We start from the raw sequence: 24,842 nt of genomic DNA, 5'->3' as shown, positions 1-24,842 counted from the left end.
AGGAAAATGGAGCGTTAAGAAAATTAAAATTTAGTCCGTTAAAAAATTCCCACTGTTCGAAGCGCGAGAAAGATATTGAGATAAGAACGAATTTTGAATTCGCGCAAGTTTTGGGGATTTTAGGAGTAAATTTTAATTCTTAGCGGAAGTTTCCCAGTCTTGAATTTTTCGTTCTTTTGTTTCAAGACAAAAGAACATTCAAAAAGATTTACCTTAAATTTGTATCACTTTGAATTTTCAAACTATGAATACCAAACAGGAAAAACTGGAAGCTTTCGGAAGATTATTAGATATTATGGATGATTTGCGCGAAAAATGTCCGTGGGATCAGAAACAGACGTTGCAATCACTCCGTCATTTAACGTTGGAAGAAACCTATGAACTTTCGGATGCGATCTTGCAGGAAGATCTGCAGGAAATCAAAAAAGAGCTTGGAGATGTTCTGCTGCATTTGGTTTTTTATGCTAAAATTGGTTCAGAAAAAGAAAGTTTTGATATTGCAGATGTGATTAATTCACTGAATGAAAAACTGATTTTCCGCCATCCTCATATTTACGGAGATGTAGAAGTAAAAGATGAAGAAGAAGTAAAGCAGAACTGGGAGAAACTGAAACTGAAAGAAGGTAACAAATCTATTTTGGGAGGAGTTCCTAAAAGTTTACCAAGCTTGGTGAAAGCTTACAGAATTCAGGATAAAGTAAAAGGAATCGGTTTTGAATTTCACGATGCGGAAGATGCCTGGAAAAAGGTAGATGAAGAAATTCAGGAGTTTCATGCAGAAACGGATCTGGATAAAAAAGAGCAGGAATTGGGAGATGTATTTTTCTCATTAATCAATTATGCAAGGATTTCCGGGATCAATCCGGATTCAGCATTAGAAAGAACCAATTTGAAATTTATTTCAAGATTCCAGACCATGGAAAATATAGCTTCAGAACAAAACTTAAATCTTGCCGATATGTCGCTGGAAGAAATGGATGTTTTATGGGAAAAAGCTAAACTTTTACAATAAATGAAGGTAGAAAATCCTACACAACATCGATTTCAATATTTATTGGAATTCAAACAAACGGAAAGGAAATGGCATTTTCCTTTTCTTGCGGCGTTGTGTATCGGAAGCTGTCTTCTTATCGGATATTTTCTGGGAAAACCTAATTATGGAGCTCTTTCCAGTTTGGGAGCATTAACGATTTTATATTTTACATCAGCTCCCATTATGCAGAGAATGATTCATTTGATAGTTTGTGCTTTCGGAATTGTATTCTCATTTACGGTCAGTTCATTTTTCAGCTTTAATGCTTATTTTGCTGCAATATCATTGGGAACTGTTTCATTTTTAGCACATTTTATTTCTTCTTATTTTAAAATTCCGCCCCCGGGAAATTTTTTCTTTATCATGGTTGCGGCAATGGCAAGTACCTATAAATTCGATTTGGATTTCATTCCGACCAGAGTGGGACTTGTTGCGATGGGAGAGATTTTATCATGTTCATTAGCTTTTCTCTATTCGGTTTTTATTGAAAAAAGCAAAGTAGTGACTGTTCCCAGAAGAGCGTTCAATAAAAGAAGATATACGAAGTTTGTAGAGAGTGCGATTATTGGATTTTTCATGGCTTTGACTTTAATTATTGGGCATCTTTTGAAGTTTGAAAATACCTATTGGATTTCTATTGCTGCTGTTGCGGTGATTCAAGGACGGAATTTTGAACACGTACGACAAAGAAATATGCACAGGATTTTAGGAACTTTTATCGGAATTGGTTTTGCTTGGCTGATTCTTTTATTTGAACCTGAAAAAATTGTCATGATCATTATTATCACGGTTTTACAGTTTCTGATTGAATTATTGATCGTAAGAAATTATGGTTTTGCTGTGATTTTTATTACGCCACTAACGATTCTTCTGGCGGAAACAGGAAGTGAGATTCACCATGATCTTGAAAAGCTGATGCATGCAAGACTGATAGATACCATTATAGGAAGCTTAATAGGTTTAGCTGCCGGATTTTTTCTTCACCATCAGCAGATTATTAATAACTTAGAGAAAAATATAAGGTTTTCTTATTTTCAGTTTAAAAAATTAAAAAAATAAATATGTTACGCGTTATTGCTTTATCAGCATTTTTATTGTGGAGCTGTAATCCGAAAGCACAGGATTCAACTCAAACGAACGAACTCAAAGTTGAATTTTCTCTGCCTAAAAAGCTGAAAGAAGTTTCCGGGATTGCTTTGTCTCAGGATAAAAAAACAATTTGGGCTATCGAGGATCAGGGAAATAAAAATGTAGTATACGGATTGGATATGCAGGGGAATCTTGTGAAGGATGTTCTGGTAGAAAATGCTGAAAACAATGACTGGGAAGATATTACAAAAGATGTTCATGGGAATATTTATGTAGGCGATTTCGGAAATAATGACAATGACCGGCAGAATCTTTCCATTTTAAAATTAGATTTAAAAACACCATCTCAGACAACAACAAGAGTTGTACAGACGACAAAGTTTCATTACGAAGGCCAAACTGAATTTCCCCCAAAAAAATCGAAATTATTGTATGACTGTGAAGCTTTTGTAGAAATGAACGGGAATTTTTACCTTTTCACAAAGAACAGAAGTAAAGGTTTTGACGGTACTTTTTTAGTTTTTAAGGTTCCTAATAAAGAAGGAGATTTTGAAGCGAAATTAATAGGAAGATTAAAGCTTGATGGTAAATACAGTGATGCGGCGATAACTTCTGCTGCGATCAACAGTACAAAAGATAAAATTGTCTTATTGAACCACAAAAATATTCGTATCCTTTCCGGATTTACAGCCAATGACTTTAATACCGCAAAAAGTAAGAAAGTTTCACTGAATCATAATTCTCAAAAAGAATCAGTTGTTTTTCTTGATGACAAAACACTGTTGATTGCTGATGAGAAAGATAAAGACACAGGAGGAAATGTGTATAGATTTGATCTGAAATAAAAAACAAAATCCGCAGAAATTCTCTGCGGATTTTTTATGTTTTAAAAAGTCATTCCTACTCCTCCGGAAATTCTTCCGCCATCGGAACCTGTAAAATAATTAAGTCTTGCTGAGAATGTTTCCACAATGCTCATCCAGAATCCGCCCCCTACAGATTGGTGCCATTTTCTTGAATCCTCATGGTCATTCCAGACTCTACCGATGTCATACCCGATCAGAATTCCCATATTGGCAGGAACAATAGGATTTCTTACTCTTCCGAAATCCCAACGGATTTCAGAGTTGTTGGTAAAATAAGACTTTCCTGAAAACCTGTCGTTTCTGAATGCTCTCATTCCGTTGTTGCCTCCAATGCTTGCAGCCTGGTAGAATTCAAAATTGTTATTGTTGATCCACATTGCGTTGGTAGAATTGGCCAATACAAAGTTTCCTCTTTTATCCAATCGGTGATCAATGGAAAGAGTTCCGTTTAACGTCAGGAAATTTTTATCGGTATTCGTAAGGTTGGCTTTCCAGTCTGCATTCAGAACAAACTCCATTCCTAATGTTGGAAAGGCTTCGTTGTCTAAATTTTTGTAGCTGAATGTATAATTAGCGCCCGCAAATTGCTGGCTGTTGAAAACTTCTTGATTCACATCCGGCGAAACATCTACGAAACGATTTCCCTTTCTCTGTACTTTATTGTTTTCAAAAGTAAGCTGAAACTGATGTTGAAGATTCATCCAGCTTTTTTTAGAAATAGAAGGCGCAAAATTAAGTTTTGAGATTCTCGCTCTGTTGTATTTTCGTTCTGTATTCTCTTTGTCATACGGACTTTCATTCGATAATCCGAAAAAGTTTTCAGAGAAGCGTGGAGTCGTATATAACGCATCGATATTAAAATCCCAACCGGCAATCGCTTTTTTGAAAATTCCTTTATAAGCAAGATTAAAACCGCCTGTAGCGGTATAAAAGTTCGCTTTTAAGCTGTGTTTCTGTGTGTAAGGATCACGAATGAAATTATTGACGGTGTAATTCACCAATGCACCAATGATCACTCCGTCATCAGGGTTGTAATCTGCATTAGGATATCCCGCTACAAAATTATATTTCGGATGCTTGTAATTGTAGGTATTGATATCATAATCATCCGTGATTTTCTTTGTTCCTCCTCCGTTATACGTATTTTTCTGTGACTTGAAATCGTAGATTTTTACTTTACTTCCGTTGGTAACAGTATACGTGTCATGATTATACCCTCCGATTAATCTGATGTTCATTTTAGGACGCCCTTCTCCGGAAACTTCATAGATGTCATCATCTTCCAGTCCATAGATCCAGAGTTCTTTTGTTTTTGAATCCTCGTAGGTTTTTTCGAATACAAGCTCCGGATTTTCTTTGTTTTTATCAAGCTTATACTGCTGTACAAGGACCGAATGTCCGTTTTTCGTAATAACGAATTTATCAGGATTTACGGTTCCTGCCAACGATACTTTTTCCTGTAAAACATTATAATATTGAGTGGCGTAATCCTGCAGTTTTGTTTTTCTGGATTTTAATTTTCGCTGGATATCGGCAAGTGTTTCATCCTGTACCTCTTTTGGAAGATTGGTAAAGGCCTCGTCAATATTTTTATCTGTAAGATGTTCCTGAATGTATTTGGCCTGAGAAATCCAGTCTTCCTGAGTTGCGCCTTTTAAGAATATTAAATCTAACGGATAAGGTTCCATATTCATCCATTTTACATTTTTAATATCATCTTTAAAGGTTTTCATGTGACGGATCGCCGGAATATTCATGATAATCTTGAATGCTGCTCCGTCATATTTACTGAAAGCCTGATCTCTGTCTTTCGGGATCGGTTTGTAAATGACCTTATCGCCATCTTTATATTCCGCCCATTTCCATTGGTCGGAATGTCTGTCCCAGTCGCCGATAAGCATATCGAAGATTCTTGCACGGATGTAAGATTCTTTATCGATGGAATATTTATAATTTTTATTTAAATTTTTCAGCACATCATCCGTAGAAAGGATGTCTTTTGCATTGTCAAGTGACGCCAATGTTTTCGGATCTGAAGAAAAACGCTCTTCAATCATATACATTTCATCTCCATACGATTGGTTATATTCACCTAAAGCCTGTTGTTTAGGAATATAATATAACCTTGGGTTGGAATGAGGAATATTAAGTTTCTCAGCCATATTTCCGACAGAAAAAGGCGTGAAAGGATGATTGGTCGTATAAAAATCCAGTAAGAATTTATCTGGGAATGTGTTGTTCAGTTCATTTCCGAAAGTGCTTTTCTTGAAAGCCATATTATTCAGAAAACGGACAGCACTTTTTTTAACACCTCTCATAACGAATTCCTGCCCGTCCTGAGCTTTCAGACGTAAACTGTTAGATTGGTTTCCGCCTCCTTCTCTGAAAGGCGTATATCCTCCGTCAAGCGTTGAAATGTTGGCAGTGGGCGCTTCAATCGGCATCCCGTAATATTTTCTGTAATGTTCGCCCCAAAGCCATCTGTAAACGGACCCTTTTTCTGTTAACTTCTTAGGATAAATGGTAGAAGTAATGGTAGAAGGAAAGGAGTTTGGATAGTTATTGATGAATTCTTTAGGTTTCTCAATCACCTGAACATGAGTGAGCTTTTGAAGCGTATTATCTTTTGTTGAAAAATATTCGATATCCGAGCTCTGGTCTTTTCTGATGTTCAATACGGCAAAACCACTTCCTCCGTAGGAAAAATCTGTTCTTGAGCCGATGGTTGCAGGATCTACTTTTGAACCGGCTCCGCTGATGATCTGTCTGATATTTCTTTCTTCGTGATACTGAAGATTATGATCATGCCCAGAAACAAAAATGATGTTTTCCTTCTCCTGAACGATACTTTTTAAACGATTAGCTAAATCGGCATAGTGTTTATTATTTATATCTTCAGGATTGGCTCCCGAAGAACTTCTTAAAATATTGATGACGCTTCCAATTCCGGGAAGGGGAACCTTCGTGTTTAAAGGAAAAAGATGAGAGGCTGCAGAGTTGTACCCTGCATGAGTTCCTGTACTGATAATTGGGTGATGCAAAGCAACAATAATCCTTTTATCCTGATTTTTATTGACCAGATCTTTGAACTCAACAAAAAGATCTTCACGCGTTTTGATATCACAGTTTTTATTGATTCCCGGATAATTGTCCCAGTTTGCCAATGCCCATTCTGTATCAATCACGATTAATTTGATATCTTTTGTTAAGCTGATATCATCAATAGGGCAGGAGTTTTTAGGAAGAAAGGCTTTTTTATCATCAAAGTAATCTTTTACCAGCTCTTCCTGCGCTTTTAAACCATCCAGACCGCTATACCAATCATGATTTCCGGGAATAACCAGTGTTTTTCCTTTGAAATTTTTGGTAATATTCAATTGGTTTTCCAGCTTCTGCTTTGCCAAGGCGTACTCTTTATCAGATTTCTTTGGCATTCCGCTAGGATAAATATTATCCCCTAAAAAAATCAGCATTGAGTTTTTATCAGCAGAATCCAGCTTTGATTTCAATAAATGTAAGGTTTGTTGAGCCTGAGGTTCATCAGCATTTCCTGCATCACCTATCAGGAAAAGTTTGAAATCGTTTTCCGCTTTACTTTCAGAATGTTGTATTTCAGATAAGTTTTTACCCTTTTTTACGTTGTATGTTGCGCAGGAATAGAGTACTCCTGCAGATAATACCGTTCTTACGACAACGGACGTATTTTTTAGATGCGTTTTCAAGGATAAATTCATAAATTTACAATAACAAAATTTCAGTGATGAGCATTTTACAAAAAGCCAAAGATTATGTTGAAATCTTATTCAAAGATAAGTTATCTTCGGTATATTTTTATCATAATTTTATTCATACTACCTATACGGTCAACAAAGCAGAGGAAATCCTAAAGCATACTCCGGTTTCTGAAGAAGATCAGGAGAAAGTGCTGCTTGCTCTTTGGTTTCATGATACAGGGTACATAGAATGTGCGCAGAATCATGAAGAAAAAGGAGTCGAGATCATGAAAGACTTTTTGAAAAAAGAAAATTATTCTGAAGCGTATATTGAAGATATTGCTAAGCTTATTCTGGCGACCAAAATTACTTATGAACCTCAGAATCTGCTTGAAAAAATAGTGAAAGATTCAGATTGCAGCCACTTTGCAAGCTACGATTACAGTGATATTTCTGATGCGCTAAGAAAAGAATGGGAGCTTACCAATGTGCGATGCTTTTCCAATGATGAATGGAATGCCGGAAATCTAGAAATGCTGAAGAACAAGCATAAATTCTATACAGATTACGCAAAAACCGCCTGGCAGCCTTTAAAAGAGAAGAATATCAAGAAAATTGAGAAAAAACTCGATAAAGAGGAAGGAAAAGAAAGTAAGAAAGAAAACTCTGAAAATAAAAAAGAAAAAGAGCCTAAGTCTGACAGAAGTGTAGATACTTTGTTCAGAGTCACGCTAAGTAACCATACAAGACTTAGCGATATAGCCGACAGTAAAGCGAATATCCTGTTATCGGTAAATGCGATCATCATTTCAGTTTGTCTTTCTGTGCTGGTTCCCAAACTGGATGCTCCGAAAAATTCACATTTGATTATTCCGAGTTTTATCCTTTTGTTATCAGCTGTTTTAACTATCATATTTGCTATTTTATCTACAAAACCTAATGTTACAAAAGCAAGATTTACCTTACAGGATGTTGCGGACCGAAAAGTAAATCTTTTATTCTTCGGGAATTTTAACAGGATGATTTTCGATGATTATCATAGTGCGATGAATATTCTGATCAAAGACCGTGACTATATTTATGATTCGATGGTGAAAGATCTTTATTATTTGGGAAAAGTACTCGACAGAAAATACAGGCTTTTATCGATAACCTACAAGATTTTCATGGCAGGAATTATCATTTCTGTCCTGTCTTTTGCTTATGCTTTCCTTACGCTGTAAATTTTTAAATTTAAAATAAAGAAATGATTATAAGACAGCGTACCAACTGGCTGAAAATGCTTTTTATATGGAGAGGATCCGTACTAAAGAAAATTATAGTTCAGCTTCTTACCATTACGTTGTTTTCTTTGGCGATTTATTATTTCAAAGGAAAAATTTTCGATTATAAAGTTCATCTCAATCCTACGATTTTCACTTTAATCGGGCTTGCTCTCGCGATCTTTATGGGATTCTGCAATACAGCGAGCTATGACCGATATTGGGAAGGAAGAAAGCTTTGGGGACTATTGGTGATTGAAACCCGATCTCTGACCCGTCAAATCTTCTCATTAATAGATGGACCTCAAGAAGAGGAAAAACAAAAAATTGTGAAAATGATTTCTGCTTTTTGCTGGTCTTTAAACTATCAGTTGAGAAATAAACAGGGAACAGAACATCTTTCAAGACTGCTTTCTCCGGAGCAGGTTGAAAAGCTGAATGGTAAAAAATTTATTCCCAGTATTATTTTAGGCTTTATTGCCGACTGGATCCAAGAGCAGCACAGAAAAGGAAATATAGATACGATTGTTTTGACGCAGCTCGATCATCAGCTGAATCAGTTTTCGAATATTTCAGGAGGCTGCGAAAGGATTTTGAATACACCATTACCTTTTGCATATAGTGTATTGCTGCACCGTACCGTGTATTTTTATTGCTTCTGGCTGCCTTTCGGATTGGTTGATACATTGGGCTGGATGATGCCTCTGATCGTTGGTCTGATCAGTTATACCTTCATCGCTTTAGATGCTATTATTCAGGAAATCGGAGAACCTTTTGGAGAAGAGGAAAATGATCTCGCTTTGAATACTATTTGCAAAACTATCGAATTTTCTATTTTTGAGCAGGCTGAAATTCCGCAAGGTGAACTTCAAAAGCCTGATTCGTATTTTGTAGATTAAATTTTATATAAGAGAAACCCTTAAAGCTAAAAGTCCTGTAATTCCTTGAAGATCTTCTACTTTTAAGAATTCTATATCATGATGAAGTATATTTTTATTCTGTAATTTGGTAATATATTCCAGGTATTCTTTCTGATTTTCCATTCCGAAATATACGATGGTAATTTTTCCCGGGCAGGTAATTCTTTCGGAAGAATCTTTTATATGAGCTTTATCCAGACGCTTTTTGATGATTTCGTAATAAGAATTGTAAGCCCCGTCTATATCAAAACGTTTTTCATCCATTCTGAAACGGATGTCTAATTTTTCATTATATACAAATATCAAAGAGGCAATATCTAAAGGAACAGGTAAGTTTGGTTTGAAGTTTTTGAATTCCTGCTCCATTGTACAGACTGTTTTCAGTTGCCAGTATCTCAGTCTGTGAACCACTTTTGACGTGTAATGCAATTCTGGAGCAATCGTGCTGCCAATGTAGAGATTGTGCTCTACACCATCAGATTTGAATCTTTCATAATAATGCGGAAAGATCTGCTGCGCTTTAACCTGGCTTTCATCCAGAATATCTGCCAGTTTTCTGTTGACCAGCGTGATAGATTCGTCCAGACTTTTCCTGTGACCGTAAAAAAGATGATTCTGAATAAATACTTTTGAGAAGTAATCTTTGATCTTCGATTTTACTTCTTTTGTACTTTTTATTTCAAGTTTTCCCTGAAGGAAAGGATGAATTTCGTCTCTTAACAACCTTTGGAAACGCTGTTCTGTATCAGCTTTTATATCATTATTCAGTTCGTTTTCAAAAATATCTAAAGCGAGTAAATATTTTTCTGAATCTGAATTGATAATAGAAAAAAGATCATGAAGATTTTCTATCTGCTCATTCAGATCTTCAAGCATTAAATTATACCGTTTTTCAGATGAAGAACGGATATCAGAAAAACTGAAAAGCGGCGTAAGATTTTTAAATGAAATCTGCTTTAAAGTATACATTTTCCTACCTAAAAATGCATTATAATACTTTTCAGCTTCATTCCTGAATTTCCAGACCACACTGTCGTGTATCGTAGTATATTCTCTCTGAATAATCGCTTCAATCTGGTTATTTCTTTCAAAACTGAATCTGCTTAAAGAGAAAAGAATCATATCGGCAAAAAACTCAAGCTTTTTAAGTTTTAATCCATTAAAGCTGTAGGCAATAGGAGAGGTAAACTCCATAATAGCAAGGAGTTCATTGTCTTTCATGATTGGGATCACCATGAAGCTGTTGATATTATTATCTTTTAAAATACTGAATGAAGGAAGTTTTTGGATGTCATGATCCAAATGATCTACATTCGAAACCACAACGGGTTTGGAATTGTGATTTAAATTATTGAAAGTACTTTCCCTAACTTCCTGATCAAAAGTATTGATCCAGAAATCGAGAATATGATTGGTAAAGACATTTTCGTAGATCGGAACTTTTTCCAGTCTTTTTTCCTTCTTATTAAAAAGCATCAACCCGAAGTTGAGTTCAGGAACATCAAAATACGATTTGAAAATCTCTTTTAAATTCTCATCCGGAACCAGATTTTCAGGATCAATTTTAATCATGGTAGATTTCAGATCCGATAAAGCAACTTCTGAAGTACAGTCTACCAAGGAAATAATCGTAAATCCACTTAGTATCCAGGATTTTGAAGGGAAATATTTCTTCCAGAGTGCCGTGTCATCCAGATTTTCAAGCAGCATATCTATAATTGTATCCGCAGGAATTGGTGCATCCGGAGTCGGATAAACTTCCGAAAAATCCGAATTCACCGTGATTTTATAATGCTTCATGATTCCCTGTTTATTGGGAATATCATAATAAAACGGAAGCGTGGTTTTGATATCTCTTTTGAAATAGGTCTGTAAGATCAGGCAGCAGCAGAATACATAAAACTCCTCGTCATCAATATTTCTGAGCTCTATTTCAAAGTCTTTTCCGGCTTCTTTCAGGATGTTTTTGAAACGTTCGGTATAGTTGAAGGTAATATTGGAAAGCGGAATACTCGCCGCCTTTATTTCATTATTCGTTAAACCTGTCGGAAAAAGATCGGCAAGCAGAAGCTGAATGATATCTTCGTATTTGTCTAATAAAGATACATCCTGAAAACCGTTTTTCAGTTCCTGAAAATTATTGGTCTTTTCGATAAGGGATTCTGCATAGTTTGCCCGGTATTCTAATCTGTCATTATAACGGATATGTTCTAGTACATCCAAATATTTTTTGAATGATATATAAACCTGAAAGGGAGCGTCTTTTTTATAAAGGTTAGCCAACAACTGAAATTTAGAGTAAAGTTATGAAAAAAATAGATTTTTTGAGGAAGGAAGAGGCAGAGAAATATGACATTGGAGATATATTGAAAATTAAAGGAAAGCAGATTTTATAAAAATAATAAGAAAACAATACTATTATTATAATAAGAAGTGTAATAAAGAGATGATAGGAAAAAATTAATTTATTTTTAATATTTATTTTTTATTGTTTTAATAGTTTTTTAGTATTTAATTGTTAATTGTGTAATAGATTATTTTCACGAATTTACTAATTAGTTTACTTTTAAATTCTTTTATTAGGCTTGTTTTCTAGATGTTATTTATTTTTATATGATTTATTGGGTATTGTTGAATTTGAAATTAAAGTGAGTAAATCAGTGAAATTAAATAAAAGTAAATGCTAAAAAACTTTTTTATCCTGAATGTAATTGTATCTTTGTGCAAATTTTTGAGAAAAAGTCTTTATTTTAAGCTTTTTTAACAAAAAATAATATCAAATATTACGATTTTAAAGCATATTATATTATTATGAGGAAAGTACTATCTTATTTAACTGCTGCGTCTTTGCTTCTTGCAGTTGCATGTAGAAATGACGATGCAGAGCAGCAGAATGACCAGGAAAAAGGTCTTATTCTGAATTCTGATGCCCAATCATTAAGTAAAAGAATCAGTTTTGCAAATTCGGGGGTAATTGATATGAAACCTAGTACGGGAGGTAAAACAACTGTAGCAGGTAATTTCCCTTTGGTTTTAGTTGCTGAGGTGGCGCCTCCTACTTATAACGGCAAAACTCTTCGCGCAACCCACGTAGCGTTGGAAGGGAACTATGCCTATGTTTCCTATAACACAGAAGGTGAAACTTATTTAGGTGCTGTTGAGGTAATCAATATCAGCAATCCGAATGCACCTCAGTTGGTTATGCAGGCTATTCTGCCGAATACGGATGTAAGTTCAGTACGTTATGACGATGGTAAATTATATATTGCCGGTGCAAAAGATATTTATGCTTCCGGAGCTTCTACCCCTGCTTTCGTAGGAAGCATGACCCTAAATGGCGGAATGCTTGGAAATACTTTTCAGGAGACTTTTTTAACAGGTAAAGTAGGAACTGATGTAACTTCCAACGGAACTAAATATTATGCAGTAACCGGAGCAACCGGAGTATTGGCACAATTGAATAAAAGTAATCAGCAGATAGAGTTTTCTATTTCTATTGATGATTTAAGAGCTTTAGGATACAATAATAATAAAATCGTTGTTCTGAGCGGCACACAGGGAGTAAAGGTATATGATGCTAACGGTCTTAACCTGATCACTTCTTTTGCAACCTCTACAGATGTAGTTGATGCTAAGAGAACCATTGATTTTATAGATGGTAAACTATTGGTTTCGGAAGGATATAATGGAGTAGGGGTTTATAATCTGACTTCTGGAGCAAAACTTCAGAAGCTGGCTCTTCCTACCAACCTTATAGGGGTAGATCCATCGGATATTGTAAGCAATGCAGTTTCTGTAAATGAAAATCGTGTTTTTGTAGCAAACGGCGGTGCCGGTATTTATGTTTATCAGCCGGATAGTTCAGATCTTAAACTAATGGGATCTATTGATTTAAGTGGATCTTCAAATTTTGTGGTAAGCCGAGGTGAATATATTTTTGTTGCAACAGGAGCAGGTGGATTAAAAATCATTAAAACAGTAGCGCCTACCAATGGAACGATAGATTGTACAGCATATCCTGTATATAACGGCAGTGACTGGTTAAATGTAAACTCCGGGCAGACTCTTGAATATTCTGGAACGAAAAGTTTACAGGGAATCAATGTAAACCAGACTTTAACGTGGTGTGGTGCACTTACAGCTTCTCAAGCGGTAAATATCAACAGCAATGCAACATTTAATATGTATGGAAAATTATACCAGGGAATGCAAAGCAACCCATGGAATTCTCTGAACATCAACAGCGGAGCGCTTTTAAATCTTAAAGGAGATCTTACGGTTTACGGACACATGATTTTAAATAGTAATGCAAACTGGAAGATACAAGGAAATGTAACGATCTTAGGAAATCTAACCATCAATCAAGGTTCGAAGATTGAATTTGTAGGAACCAATTCTTCAATCACCATCAACGGAACGGTTACTAAAAACGGAACTTCTACAATTACGGGAACATATAATGATGTCAACCATAAATTATAATCATCATTTTTCATTATAGAAAGCCACCTGAAAGGTGGCTTTTTTATTGGGATAAAACTTAAAATATTATTTTATTCTGCTTTTATGAACATAGCCTTGTTTTCCGGTCTTTGTTTTTACAAGCCACCAATCTCCAGAAGTATCTACAACTTCGACTTGTTCTCCCGAGTTTATTTTTTCTACAATTTCAGATGATGTATTTTTTTCTTTTCTGAGATTGGTATAACCATCACTGTCATGGATAAAATACTCTGTGTTTTCTCCCTTAATAAGATAAGATTTAAAAAATGGTTTATACTTCATATAAAGTGATAATTCATTTTTATCAAGTTTATTCACAATATTATCATCAATATATTTGTATAGATTATAATAAATTATTGTTTTATTTTTCCAGCCGGTATCATAAGATGGAGAAAAAATCCCTTCAATTTTCTCATAATGTTCAAGTCGTTTTTTTAGGTCTGGAATTGAAAATTTATTTACGACATCTTCATTGATCAATATTGCATCTTGTTGAAAATTGATATCCACTATATTCTTATCAAAATATTCTTTATTGGTCAGATAAGCAGCAGGGAGATTTTGATTGATATAATCAACAAGTTTATTTTGTTTATATTTATATTCACCTTTAATAAAATAAGAGGGTTTATATAAAAATAATTGAAATAAATCTAGCTCGTAGTCTTCCAGATAATATCCTAAGTTTTGATCATTAAAGATCAGCGATAAAAAATAATAGGATTTTATATCATCTAATTGTTGTATTCTAACAAGTAATAGTTTTATAAAGAAAACCTGTTCATATTGACCCTGATCAAAATTTCTACTGGTTAAAAATTGAAAAAAATTGTTTCTGAAAGATTGATCTTCTAGAGAATTTACTTCTATTTGCTCAATATATTCTCCGTTATATTTGTATTTATTAAATTCTAAATCTTCAATAAATGAATTGGAAATATTTATTCCATCTTTTAATTTGTCATTTATATTCATGGGAGTTGTATTGTTTTTTGAGAGTTCGGAAATTTTGTCATTTTTGTCTTTACAACTTATTATTAAAGGCAAAAAAAGCATAAGAAAAAATTTAATAAAACTTTTCATATTATTTTTTTATAGTTACTTTACCTGGCTTTACATTGGGGTTATTTTTTTTAAACTCTACCCACCAATCATATAGAGCTTTGGCATCATCATCCCAAACTCTTATACAACCCTGAGTTCTTTTTAATGTTTTAATTTCATAGCCTTCTTGGCGCCCTCCATGAATCCTTATGGCTGATCTTCCACTTTTTGCTGCTTCATCTTTATTACCTGCAATGGGTTCAAAAACGAGTCTAGGATTTGGTCCGTAAGACTTTATATTATCTTTATTAGACTGATAAAAGGGAGTGCTTTGATTTATTTGAAATTCTCCAAAAGGAACATCTGAATTAGTTTTCATGTGATCTTCACCAGCAATTCCTTCTAATAAACAGTCTTTGAAAGTTAATACAATTTTTTGATTATGGTCATACACTTCAATTTTACCTCTTCTACAATTTTTTCTAACTTCTGTTCTTTCTATGTGTGTACATTTACTTCCAGTATAATTTTCGGTTATTATGACGTTCCATGTACCTTTATCTAGTGTGGGTTTTGCAGTAGAAGTTTCACTTTTATTGCATTCAAATAATTTTACTTTATTCAGCTTTCCTTCTTCATAAAATTTAGAAATACTTTTTTCGATCTCCCAAATATAGGTTTTGCCCTCTCCATCATATTGTTTTTCTCCATTCTCAAACCATACTTTCTTTTCATTGTATAACTCTTGAAAAGTTTGAGTTTTCCCATTACTTCTTTTTACTTTAATATTTTTATGTAGCTCTCCTTCAAAAAAGAATGCGGGATTTTGACGATAGCCATAGTGTCTAGACTTACTTAAATCAGTTAATTTTCCACTTTTAGTGTAAGCAAGAGGGTATTTATTATCAAAAACGATATGATTTGGCTGGTTACCTTTACCAACATCAACAGGCATTAGTATAGATAAATAAAAATCTGTAAGTGTATTTATTTTATCTTTTTTCTTTGCTAAATACTTTTCCACATAGTCTAATTGTTGAACAGCAGTCATTTTTAGTAATTCTGTTCGTGTTGTACCGACAGATTCTGCAGCTGCATCTCCAAATTGTATTAAACCGACGTAACTTGTTCCTTTACCAGCAGTAGGCGAAAATGTTTTTCCTGTTTCCAAAGCCATTCCAGCCATAAGTAAATTTGGATCTTTTTCTAATCTTTTGGCAACTTCAACTACTTTTTTTCTAAACTCACAACTTACTTTTCCTCCCCATATCAAATCTTTATACTGCTCTTTACAAATGCATGTACTCGGAGCCTTACTATTGGCATTTACTACAGTCGGGCTTTTACCAGATGGCGGCGGTGGTGCAGGTTTTTGATCTTTTTTTACTGTTCCTTTCGCTTCACCCCAATCATAAATTTTTTTTTCAATCTTTGAAACAACTCCTGAAATGGTTTCTGTGGTCGTTTCTATTATTCCTTTTTTTTCTTTTTGGCTGGGTCCTTTTTGTTCAGCTGGAGAGCCTTCAACTTTGGGTTGAGAATTGGGAGGTGCAGGTTTGGGCTTAGGTTTATTAGAAGGAATATAGATTTCTTGCGGAGTATTTATATGTACATTTCCGGAGGCATGCTTTTTATGTTCATAATATTCTACGGTGACATAAAATTCCAGTTGCTTTACATCGGTTTCACCTTGCATAGCTTTTTTCATCAAGGCTGAGGTCAGTGTAAATTCTGCTTTGGCAACACCGCTTATTACCTTTCCTTTTTTACGGTCTATCTGCATATTTCTTGCATCATGTCCATTACCTTGAATGTCATCTTCCCAAAGCGTAAAGGTGAGATACTTTCCTTCCAAACCTGTACACTGTGATTCAGCAATAAGTTTTTCAGTAAAACTGAAAACGTTTCCGGGAGTATTGTCTGCATATTTCAGCTGAATCCCGTTTATTCTCGGAACATCGCCTTGCTGTGGCTGTACTTCAAGAGCCATAGGCGCTTTCCCTTCCGGTTCATGAAGGTAGGCTTCAATTCTGTATGTATTTTTATAGGCAGTATTTTGAAATGTAAAGCTGCTGATCCCTTTCTTTTTAATCGTTGTCGGAACAAAGCTTCCATTTACCTTTTTAAAAAGATGCCAGGTTACCAGTGCCGGATTTCTTTTTTCTCTGGGTGTAGCAGGATACCATTCATCAATGGTATAGGTGACAGTTTCACCCACTTTGGGCTTAGTGTTTCCGGATATTTTATAAACGCCTTGTTTTGACATAGCTTTACAATTTGGGATTAAATGGCATCTGCTTCATTATCGTTGTGCTCCTCCTGAAACTCTTTGAAATTGACAAAAGGATTAATGGTATGCTGTTCCTGCGGATCTGCATTTTTAACATTCTTGCTGCTCATGGCGGCTGTTTGCCCGTGTTCTTTTATGGTGATTTTTCCGCCGGTGGTACACATCAGTTCAGAGACTTCGGTTACACAGCATTTTCCCATGATCTTTACCTGCTCATAGGTTTTTTGCCATTTTCCGGAAGGTGCAAATGCACAAGGCAGATATCCACCTGATGACGGTTTGAGCTTGCATTGCCCAAAACTAGGACCGGGAGGTGTAAATTGTACATCGTCTTCTGTGACGGCTAAATAATTAGCGTCTCCCTCCTCATTGTTCCAATAATGTTTTTGGTGAGAAGTTACCTTATGCTGAGGAAACTGATTGCCCTGATTGCACTGGGCTTTCCCTTTTTGTACGACGAAATGCTTCCCGTCGTGTGGAGATGAACCGGACATATTTTGTGTGTATTGATTTGGTGTTATAAAACTATAAAAAAAATAGGCGTAATAAAGTAGTAGAACTACTACATTTTCAAACTTTAGAGATTTCCTGAGTAAAATGCAGTTACTTGCTTAGAAGAATAGAGCTGATTATTCCTGTTGTTTTTCCATACTGAAGATTTCCTTTTCAATCCTATCGTCAATATACACATTGAAAACGGCTTCTATTTTCAGAAAAGACAGATCTATTCTGTTGAAGCTGTATTCTGCAACATGATCACAGTCAACAGTTTTTTCTTTTGAAGTTGATTGATCTTCAGAAACAAAAGATTTAGCGTACAGCTGATCAAGGCTTCTGCTGTCTGAAGAACTCCCATTCTGGATAATTTTTAAAAGAGCTTCATCTTCTTTAGGCAGAATTCTGTTCTGAAGTTCAAACCGGATAGGAGAGGCATTGGTAAGCCAGGGTAAAAAGTCTTGATAAGTCTGCGAATCTGTCCAGTTTCCATAGGATGCTCTATAAAAAGAGCTTGTCAGAAGATGAAGGGGTAATGTATTTTTGAGATTTTCCAAAAGTATTTTTTTATCATCAATTACCGATTTCATTTGATTTATATAATCCGCCGAATAGGGATCTGTAAAATAACTTTTTAAAGTTTCCAGATGATCTTTAAGCAAATTCTCCGGACTTGTTAAATGAACTTCTTTAAGTTCCCCTTCTTCATTGAAACGGATCTCTAGCGGATACAGAATTTCAATACAGGCTTTTGCCAATCCGGAAATTTTGGTATCAGATTCCGATCCTTCTTTTTTGAAATCTGACATTTGAAAACTGAAAATATGATGAAGGTTTTCAAACTTTATATAATCAAGTTCTATCTGATACTGATAATCCGCTAATCGCTCATCATCCAGAAACTTTTGATGATTGATTTTATATTTTCCTTTTAATAAGGGAATTTGAAAAGGGATTTTCCCGTGGGGAGGATGATAATATAAACCGTCTCCGTTTTCAATGATCTTTTTGTTGAGCTCTGTGATTTCGTTCCCGAATGGAAGCAGGAGATATTGTCCCGGCCTCAAATCCGTATGAAATCGTTTATGTTGCGCACAATGAGCATTATGGAATTCCCGGAGATATACTGGGTTTTCAATTTTAAGATCAGATGAAATTTTCTCTAAGGTATCATCCTGGAGTGTTATATAGGTAATCATACGGTTTGTGTTTTTTACTTTATAATAATCTTTCTAATCAATTATTATAAAATTTAATTTTCAGAAATGAAATTTATAAAAAAAATCACAAAAAAACCTTTCAAACAATTTGAAAGGTTTTTAAATTTTATGATGTTCAAGTTTTTTAGAACTCTACCAGTCTTGCAAATAAATCTGGGAAAACCCCTAGAATGATTATTGAAGCGATAACAAATACTCCAACGATATTGTAAGTAAGGGTAACTTTCTCTGAAGATTTGAATGAACTTTCTTTGAAGAAGAACATTGAAATGATCAATCTTAAATAGTAAGCAATAGAAATTGCAGATCCTAAAACCGCTACCAATACCAGGAAAACCCCGTGGTTAGAATTCATTGCCTGAGAGAATAAAGCAAATTTCCCCATGAAACCGGCTGTTAACGGAACTCCCGCCATTGAAAGCATAGAAATTGCAGCTACCGTTGCCAATAAAGGTTCTGTTTTTGCCAGTCCTTTGAAAGCTCCGAAGGACGTTTCTCTTTTCAGTTTTTCAACATAGATCAGACACATGAAAACTCCTACCGTAGACAAAGCATAAGCAAATAAATAGAATGCTAAATTGTAAGTAGAAAGGCTTGTCATTCCGAAGAACACCAACCCGATGTAACCAGCATGAGAAACTGAAGAGTAGGCCAACATTCTTTTTGCATTCGTCTGAGCAAGACCCATAACGTTTGCCAAAAGCAATGTGATAATTAAGAATACTCCGAAAACATTGATCCATTCTGCGGTAACACCACCAAATCCGATCGTCATTAATCTGAATAGAGCAAAGAATCCTGAGATCTTTACCACACTCGCCATGAAAGCGGTGATCAATGAAGGCGCTCCATAATAAACATCAGGACTCCACATGTGGAAAGGCGCTAATGCTACTTTGAATGCCAATGCACAAAGAATCAATAATACTCCTAAGGTGAACATTGCATCATGAGGATTTGAAACTCCGAAATTCTGGATTTTATATAAATCAAAACTTCCGACACTTCCGTAGATAAACGCGATACCGAACAACAGGAATCCTGTTGCAAAAGCACCCATCAGGAAATATTTGATTGAAGCTTCATTTGATCTTAGATCTGTTTTGTTAGCTCCTGCCATTACATATAAAGGAATAGAAAGGATTTCAACTCCTAAGAATAGCGTTACTAAATTCTGGTATCCGAAAAGGATAATCCCACCACACAATGCAAAAAGCATTAATGCGTATAATTCTGACTGGTGGCTTCTGTGGTTGCTGAATGCAAAACCTCCCAAAAAGAATAATAATAATGTCGTTACAATTGATATTTTTGTGAATAATGCAGTATTTCCGGTATAGTCATACATGTGTCTGTACTGTGCAAAGAAAGCACATTCAGGCATAAAACTTACCCATAATGCGATGATTAATCCCAAAATCCCAATGTATCTTGCGAATTTTCCTTGTTCAAAAACTCCTGAAAATAACGCAACAACTGCCGTTAGGAAAACAATAATTAAAACACTCATTTTTTAAAATATCAAATTAGCTTACCATTGATTGGTAGATAAACTTCAACGAACTATTCACCATTTCGATTATCGGTTGTGGAAAAATACCAAATACGATCACGAAAACCGCGATACTTGCCAATACCGAAAATTCAACTGCAGATAAATCTTTTACTGTACTCAAAACTGCATCATCACCCTGCCCGAACATTGCTTTTCCGTAGAATCTCAATAAATAGACCGCAGCAAGAATTACCGTAAGACCAGCGATTACCGCTGCCAATCCGTTAAAATCATATACAGATTTCAACAGGATAAATTCTCCGATGAACCCATTAGTCAATGGAACTCCCATTGAACCTAATATAATGATCAGGAACAACACAGCAAACTTAGGTGCAACTTTCGCCAAACCTCCCATTTGTCTGATGTCTCTTGATTTAAATCTCTTGTATAAAATATCACAACAGTAGAATAGACCCACCACGTTGATACCGTGAGCGAAAGTCTGTACCAAAGCTCCTTCAGCACCTTCGATGTTGAAAGTTCCTCTTAAAGTAATGACTGCTGAAGCGAAGATACCCGCTACCATCAATCCAACGTGAGAGAAAGAAGAATACGCAATGATTCTCTTCATATCGGTCTGGATGATTGCGATCAATGCACCATGTACAATTCCTACAATCGCAAGGATAATTACAATCTGTCCTGAAATTCCTGCAATCGGAAGGGGAGTGATTGGTAATAAATAACGAAGAACTCCATAAACCGCCATTTTCAGCATGATCCCTGATAAAAGCATCGATCCCTGAGTTGGTGAATACGTGTACGTATCCGGTTGCCAGGTATGGAAAGGGAATACCGGTAATTTCACTGCAAAAGCAAAGAAAATGAACCAGAATACCACTGTCTGTTGTGTTTCGTTAAGTTGAGCATTATATAAATCTGTCAGTGCGAAAGATGCAGAGTTGTTGTAAACATAAATCAACCCGGCTAACATGAATAATGACCCAACGAATGTATATACGAAGAATTTCGTAGTGAATTCAAATCTTTTATTTTCCTGACCCCAAAGTCCGGCAATGAACCAGATCGGAATCAAAGTTACTTCCCAGAAAATGTAGAACAATAATCCGTCAAGCGAAGTGAAAACACCTACAAGACCGAACTGCATCAGCAGGATCAAACCGTAGAAAGTATTTCTGTAGCTTACATTTTCATTAAAAGAAGATAAAATAATGATTGGCGCTAAAATATTCGTCAGCAATAAAAGAAGCAAACTCATCCCATCGATACCGAAGTGAAGAGAACTCTTCATAAATTGTGACCAAGGGTAATTGATCTCGTGCTGCAGTACGCTGTCTACCGTTGGATTAAAATCAAAATCCGCCGCAATGTAGAACGTAACCAGCATTTGAACCAATGCAATTCCCAGTGCCAAATATTTGCTGGAATTATTCTTCCAGGCAAAAACTAATCCCGAACCTACTAGAGGTAATAGTAATAATGTTAATAATAAACAAGACATTATTATTGTAATATAAAGTTAACAATCAGTATAATTCCCACAGCTAAAGACATGATCAAAATGTACGTCTCAACATTTCCGTTTTGGATGCGCTTCATAGCTTTTCCGCTATCTTCTGCACCTTCACCCACAAAGTCTACAAAACGATCAAGAATACCTTTATCAAACATCTTTCCTCCGCGTCCTAATCCTTCAACAGTTTTTACAATTAATGCATTGTAAAGTTCGTCAACATATAATTTTTTAGCAGACAGTTTTTCCCATCCAGTGTACTGCTCTTCTGGAAGTGCTTGTTTTTTCTTGTTCACGTAAGTATTTTTAACGATGAACCAAACACAGAAGAACATTAAAACTGTTGCTCCTAAAAGTATCATTTCAGTACCAAATGGAACTCCGGAAAGAGTTGCTTCCATTTGTTTAAAGCTTTCCTCAGTAAGAACCGGTTTCAGCCATTCCATTAGTTTTGCGTAATGACCGTGACCAATGAAGTGAGGAAGGTTAATTAAACCACCCAAAACAGAAAGAATAGCCAATACGATCAATGGTAATGTCATATTAGATGGGCTTTCGTGTAAGTGGTGTTTTTGATCTTCAGTACCTCTGAACTCTCCATGGAAAGTAAGATAGTACAATCTGAACATATACGTTGCAGTAATAGCCGCTAAAATGAATAACATTACCCAATAAATTGGATTTTTAGCGAAAGCTGCTACTAAAATTTCGTCTTTTGAAATCATCCCTGATAATAAAGGGAATCCTGAAATAGCCAATGTTCCAACTAAGAAAGTTGCGTGAGTGATTGGAATGTATTTTTTCAAACCTCCCATGAAACGCATATCCTGCTCGTTGCTCATTGCATGGATTACAGAACCAGCACCTAAGAATAATAATGCTTTGAAGAAAGCGTGCGTCATTACATGGAACATCGCCGTTGTATAAGCTCCAAGTCCTAAAGCAATGAACATAAACCCAAGCTGTGAAACAGTAGAGTAGGCCAATACTTTTTTGATATCGTTCTGACGTAGTGCATAGAACCCTGCCAAAGCAGCCGTTAAGAATCCAATGAATAGAATTCCTCCCTGAACGGTTGGTGCTAAAGTAAATAAGAAGTTTGATCTTACTACTAAATAAATACCCGCCGTTACCATTGTTGCCGCGTGAATCAACGCAGAAACCGGAGTTGGACCGGCCATTGCGTCCGGTAGCCAAGTATATAATGGAACCTGAGCAGATTTACCAGTTGCACCGATAAATAAACTCGCTGTAATAAAGATAATTACGCTTCCGTCTAATTCAAATTTTCCTGCATTCTGTGATACAGTAAGATAGTCCACAGCATTGGTCTGAGAAGCAATCATAAAGATACCGATCAGTAACGCAAGGTCACCAATTCTGTTCATGATGAAAGCTTTTCTTGCTGCTTTACCATATTCTTCGTTGGTATACCAGAATCCGATAAGTAGATAAGAACACAATCCTACACCTTCCCATCCGATGAATAAGATCAGGTAGTTACTTCCCATTACTAATAATAACATTGAGAAGATAAATAAGTTCAGATAAGTGAAAAACTTATAGAAACCTTTATCATGACTCATATATCCGATAGAGTACAGGTGAATTAAAGAACCGATCCCTGTGATGATCATTACCATCATTAATGATAACTGATCGATCTGGAATCCGAAATTGATCTGAACTCCGTTTACTCTAAACCATTCAAAAGCTTTTACGATTACGGGCTGACTTTCAGAATTGAAACCCATGAAAATATTTACTGCGATGCAGAAAGATGCAAAAACCATTGCCGTAGCCAAGCTACCCACAACAATTTTTGGAAGTTTTTTCCCGAATAAACCGTTAATAAGAAACCCTAAAAGTGGTAAAAGTACTATTGCATATACTAAATTCTCCATTCTTATCCTCTTAATTTATTAAATATACTTACATCAACAGAACGGGTATTTCTATAAAGCATAGCAATAATTGCCAAACCTACCGCCACTTCCGCAGCTGCAACCACCATAATGAAGAAAACTAAAAGTTGTCCGTCTCCGTTCCCTTTGTACGCTGAAAAAGCAGCCAATAAAAGGTTTACAGAATTTAGCATAAGCTCTACACAACCCAAAATAACAATCGCATTTTTTCTCAGCAATACTCCCAACACTCCCAAACAGAACAATACTGAAGAAAGAATGATGAAATAATTCAGAGGGATGCTTTGTATAAATGTATTTACTTCTCCCATAATTTTATAAATCTTTTTTACCGATTAATACCGCACCTACAATACCTGCCAAAATAAGGATGGATGCAAGCTCAAACGGTAAAACATATTCATTAAACAAAAGTCTACCCAGATTTTTCGTAAGACCAATACTTCTGTCTACATTTTCAACAACAACATGATTGTCCTGAACTCCTCTGAATACGCCTAAAACACCAATTAATAAAAGACCGGCTGTAAAAACTCCAACAAACTTTAAAGTATTGTTCTTCTTACTTTCGTCTTGCTTATTAAGGTTAAGCATCATCAGGATATAAAGGAATAATACCATGATTGCTCCGGCGTAAACAATAATCTGAATAATCGCAAGGAACTGTGCATTCAGAAGAATGTACATACCTGCAATAGAAAACATCGTAACAATTAATGACAAAATAGCATATAAAGGATTTCTGGCAAATACGAAGTACACGGCACTCGCCACTGCTAAAAACGCCACCAAGAAAAATAAAAACTGATCCATTATTTTACCGCATTTTTTTGTTTCTCGGATTGTCTTTCAGTGATGTCAATCCTTTGATTTATTTTTTCAACCAATTTATCTTTTCCGTAAATGAAAGAACCTCTGTTGGTTTCTACGTCTACCAATCTGTCTGTAAGATAGATGGCAGATTTCGGGCAAGCTTCTTCACACATACCGCAGAAAATACATCTTAGCATATTGATTTCATATACTGAGGCGTATTTTTCTTCTCTGTAAAGATCTTTTTCCTCTTTAGTTCTTTCAGCAGCAGTCATTGTAATTGCTTCTGCAGGACATGCCACCGCACAAAGTCCGCAAGCGGTACATCTTTCTCGGCCTTCTTCGTCTCTTTTCAAAACGTGCTGACCTCTCCAGATATCTGCTCTTGGCTTTAATACTTCCGGATACGAATATACTGCGGGAGCACCTTTTATCACGGTTCTTACAGCATGCTTAAATGTAATCCCCATTCCTGTAAAAATTGCAGGTAAGTAGATTTTTTCAGCAAGGGTCATTTCCTTATTAGAAACAACTTTTGATCTGTTCGTAAGTTTCATTTAATTATAGATGTTAGATGTTAGACATTAGATTTAGACTAATCTTGTCTGTTATCTTAATTTTTAATATTCAATTT

The 24,842-nt window shown here is 35.5% G+C and carries 18 protein-coding genes; 6 read left to right on the top strand and 12 right to left on the bottom strand.

Annotated elements, in window-relative coordinates; genetic code table 11:
• The first annotated feature begins 244 nt into the window (after positions 1–244).
• Genes mazG through JI747_RS16495 form a run of 3 tightly spaced genes read left to right on the top strand, consistent with a single transcriptional unit; the run spans position 245 to position 2,967 of the window.
• Positions 245–1,012 carry a nucleoside triphosphate pyrophosphohydrolase gene (gene mazG / locus JI747_RS16505; protein WP_225689968.1) on the top strand — a complete coding sequence of 256 codons (768 nt, stop codon included), beginning with the start codon at positions 245–247 and terminating at the stop codon, positions 1,010–1,012.
• Positions 1,013–2,092: an FUSC family protein gene (locus tag JI747_RS16500; protein ID WP_225689967.1), complete on the top strand. Its 1,080-nt coding sequence runs from the start codon at positions 1,013–1,015 to the stop codon at positions 2,090–2,092. It abuts the gene before it with no gap.
• A gap of 2 nt (positions 2,093–2,094) precedes the next feature.
• A complete protein-coding gene (locus JI747_RS16495; protein WP_225689966.1) occupies positions 2,095–2,967 on the top strand; it encodes a hypothetical protein in 873 nt (290 codons plus the stop codon).
• A gap of 41 nt (positions 2,968–3,008) precedes the next feature.
• Here JI747_RS16495 and JI747_RS16490 read toward each other — a convergent pair whose 3' ends face one another.
• A complete protein-coding gene (locus JI747_RS16490; RefSeq protein ID WP_225689965.1) occupies positions 3,009–6,722 on the bottom strand; it encodes a BamA/TamA family outer membrane protein in 3,714 nt (1,237 codons plus the stop codon).
• A 26-nt stretch (positions 6,723–6,748) separates the two neighbouring features.
• Here JI747_RS16490 and JI747_RS16485 point away from each other — a divergent pair, with 26 nt between their 5' ends.
• Together JI747_RS16485 and JI747_RS16480 are read left to right on the top strand one after the other, a co-directional pair.
• The gene (locus JI747_RS16485) at positions 6,749–7,924 is read left to right on the top strand and encodes a Pycsar system effector family protein (protein WP_225689964.1); all 1,176 of its coding nucleotides are present in this window, start codon (positions 6,749–6,751) and stop codon (positions 7,922–7,924) included.
• 23 nt (positions 7,925–7,947) lie between these two features.
• Entirely contained in the window at positions 7,948–8,862 is a 915-nt protein-coding gene (locus JI747_RS16480; RefSeq protein WP_225689963.1) for a bestrophin family protein, read from the top strand.
• Positions 8,863–8,865: 3 nt separating this feature from the next.
• Here JI747_RS16480 and JI747_RS16475 read toward each other — a convergent pair whose 3' ends face one another.
• Entirely contained in the window at positions 8,866–11,106 is a 2,241-nt protein-coding gene (locus JI747_RS16475) for a GAF domain-containing protein (RefSeq protein WP_225689962.1), read from the bottom strand.
• A gap of 588 nt (positions 11,107–11,694) precedes the next feature.
• Between JI747_RS16475 and JI747_RS16470 the strand changes: the two genes are divergently transcribed.
• Positions 11,695–13,365 carry an LVIVD repeat-containing protein gene (locus JI747_RS16470; RefSeq protein WP_225689961.1) on the top strand — a complete coding sequence of 557 codons (1,671 nt, stop codon included), beginning with the start codon at positions 11,695–11,697 and terminating at the stop codon, positions 13,363–13,365.
• A 66-nt stretch (positions 13,366–13,431) separates the two neighbouring features.
• Here JI747_RS16470 and JI747_RS16465 read toward each other — a convergent pair whose 3' ends face one another.
• The 10 genes from JI747_RS16465 to JI747_RS16420 all read right to left on the bottom strand — a co-directional run bounded on the left by JI747_RS16465 (position 13,432) and on the right by JI747_RS16420 (position 24,765).
• Positions 13,432–14,472 (bottom strand): SH3 domain-containing protein, encoded by a 1,041-nt coding sequence (locus tag JI747_RS16465; protein ID WP_225689960.1) that lies wholly within the window; start codon positions 14,470–14,472, stop codon positions 13,432–13,434.
• Position 14,473: 1 nt separating this feature from the next.
• A complete protein-coding gene (locus tag JI747_RS16460) occupies positions 14,474–16,699 on the bottom strand; it encodes a L,D-transpeptidase (RefSeq protein WP_225689959.1) in 2,226 nt (741 codons plus the stop codon).
• A gap of 17 nt (positions 16,700–16,716) precedes the next feature.
• Positions 16,717–17,217 carry a DUF4280 domain-containing protein gene (locus JI747_RS16455; RefSeq protein WP_225689958.1) on the bottom strand — a complete coding sequence of 167 codons (501 nt, stop codon included), beginning with the start codon at positions 17,215–17,217 and terminating at the stop codon, positions 16,717–16,719.
• A 135-nt stretch (positions 17,218–17,352) separates the two neighbouring features.
• Entirely contained in the window at positions 17,353–18,417 is a 1,065-nt protein-coding gene (locus tag JI747_RS16450) for a hypothetical protein (protein WP_225689957.1), read from the bottom strand.
• Between the two features lie 145 nt (positions 18,418–18,562).
• Entirely contained in the window at positions 18,563–19,948 is a 1,386-nt protein-coding gene (locus tag JI747_RS16445; RefSeq protein ID WP_225689956.1) for an NADH-quinone oxidoreductase subunit N, read from the bottom strand.
• 16 nt (positions 19,949–19,964) lie between these two features.
• A complete protein-coding gene (locus JI747_RS16440) occupies positions 19,965–21,458 on the bottom strand; it encodes a complex I subunit 4 family protein (RefSeq protein WP_039370382.1) in 1,494 nt (497 codons plus the stop codon).
• A gap of 2 nt (positions 21,459–21,460) precedes the next feature.
• On the bottom strand, positions 21,461–23,374 hold the full coding sequence (gene nuoL, locus JI747_RS16435) for an NADH-quinone oxidoreductase subunit L (protein WP_225689955.1): 1,914 nt from the start codon (positions 23,372–23,374) through the stop codon (positions 21,461–21,463).
• Between the two features lie 2 nt (positions 23,375–23,376).
• Positions 23,377–23,706, bottom strand: a complete 330-nt coding sequence (gene nuoK / locus JI747_RS16430) for an NADH-quinone oxidoreductase subunit NuoK (RefSeq protein ID WP_027380123.1) — start codon at positions 23,704–23,706, stop codon at positions 23,377–23,379.
• 4 nt (positions 23,707–23,710) lie between these two features.
• On the bottom strand, positions 23,711–24,208 hold the full coding sequence (locus tag JI747_RS16425; protein ID WP_225689954.1) for an NADH-quinone oxidoreductase subunit J family protein: 498 nt from the start codon (positions 24,206–24,208) through the stop codon (positions 23,711–23,713).
• Positions 24,208–24,765: a NuoI/complex I 23 kDa subunit family protein gene (locus JI747_RS16420; protein WP_039370392.1), complete on the bottom strand. Its 558-nt coding sequence runs from the start codon at positions 24,763–24,765 to the stop codon at positions 24,208–24,210. The genes JI747_RS16425 and JI747_RS16420 overlap by 1 nt, the downstream gene beginning before the upstream one ends.
• Positions 24,766–24,842 lie beyond the last annotated feature (77 nt).

The organism is Chryseobacterium tagetis, from assembly GCF_016735585.2.
GTDB classification, from domain to species: Bacteria; Bacteroidota; Bacteroidia; order Flavobacteriales; family Weeksellaceae; genus Chryseobacterium; species Chryseobacterium tagetis.
Note: the sequence above shows the minus strand (reverse complement) of the source record. Positions and strands in the feature narration are given on the sequence as shown.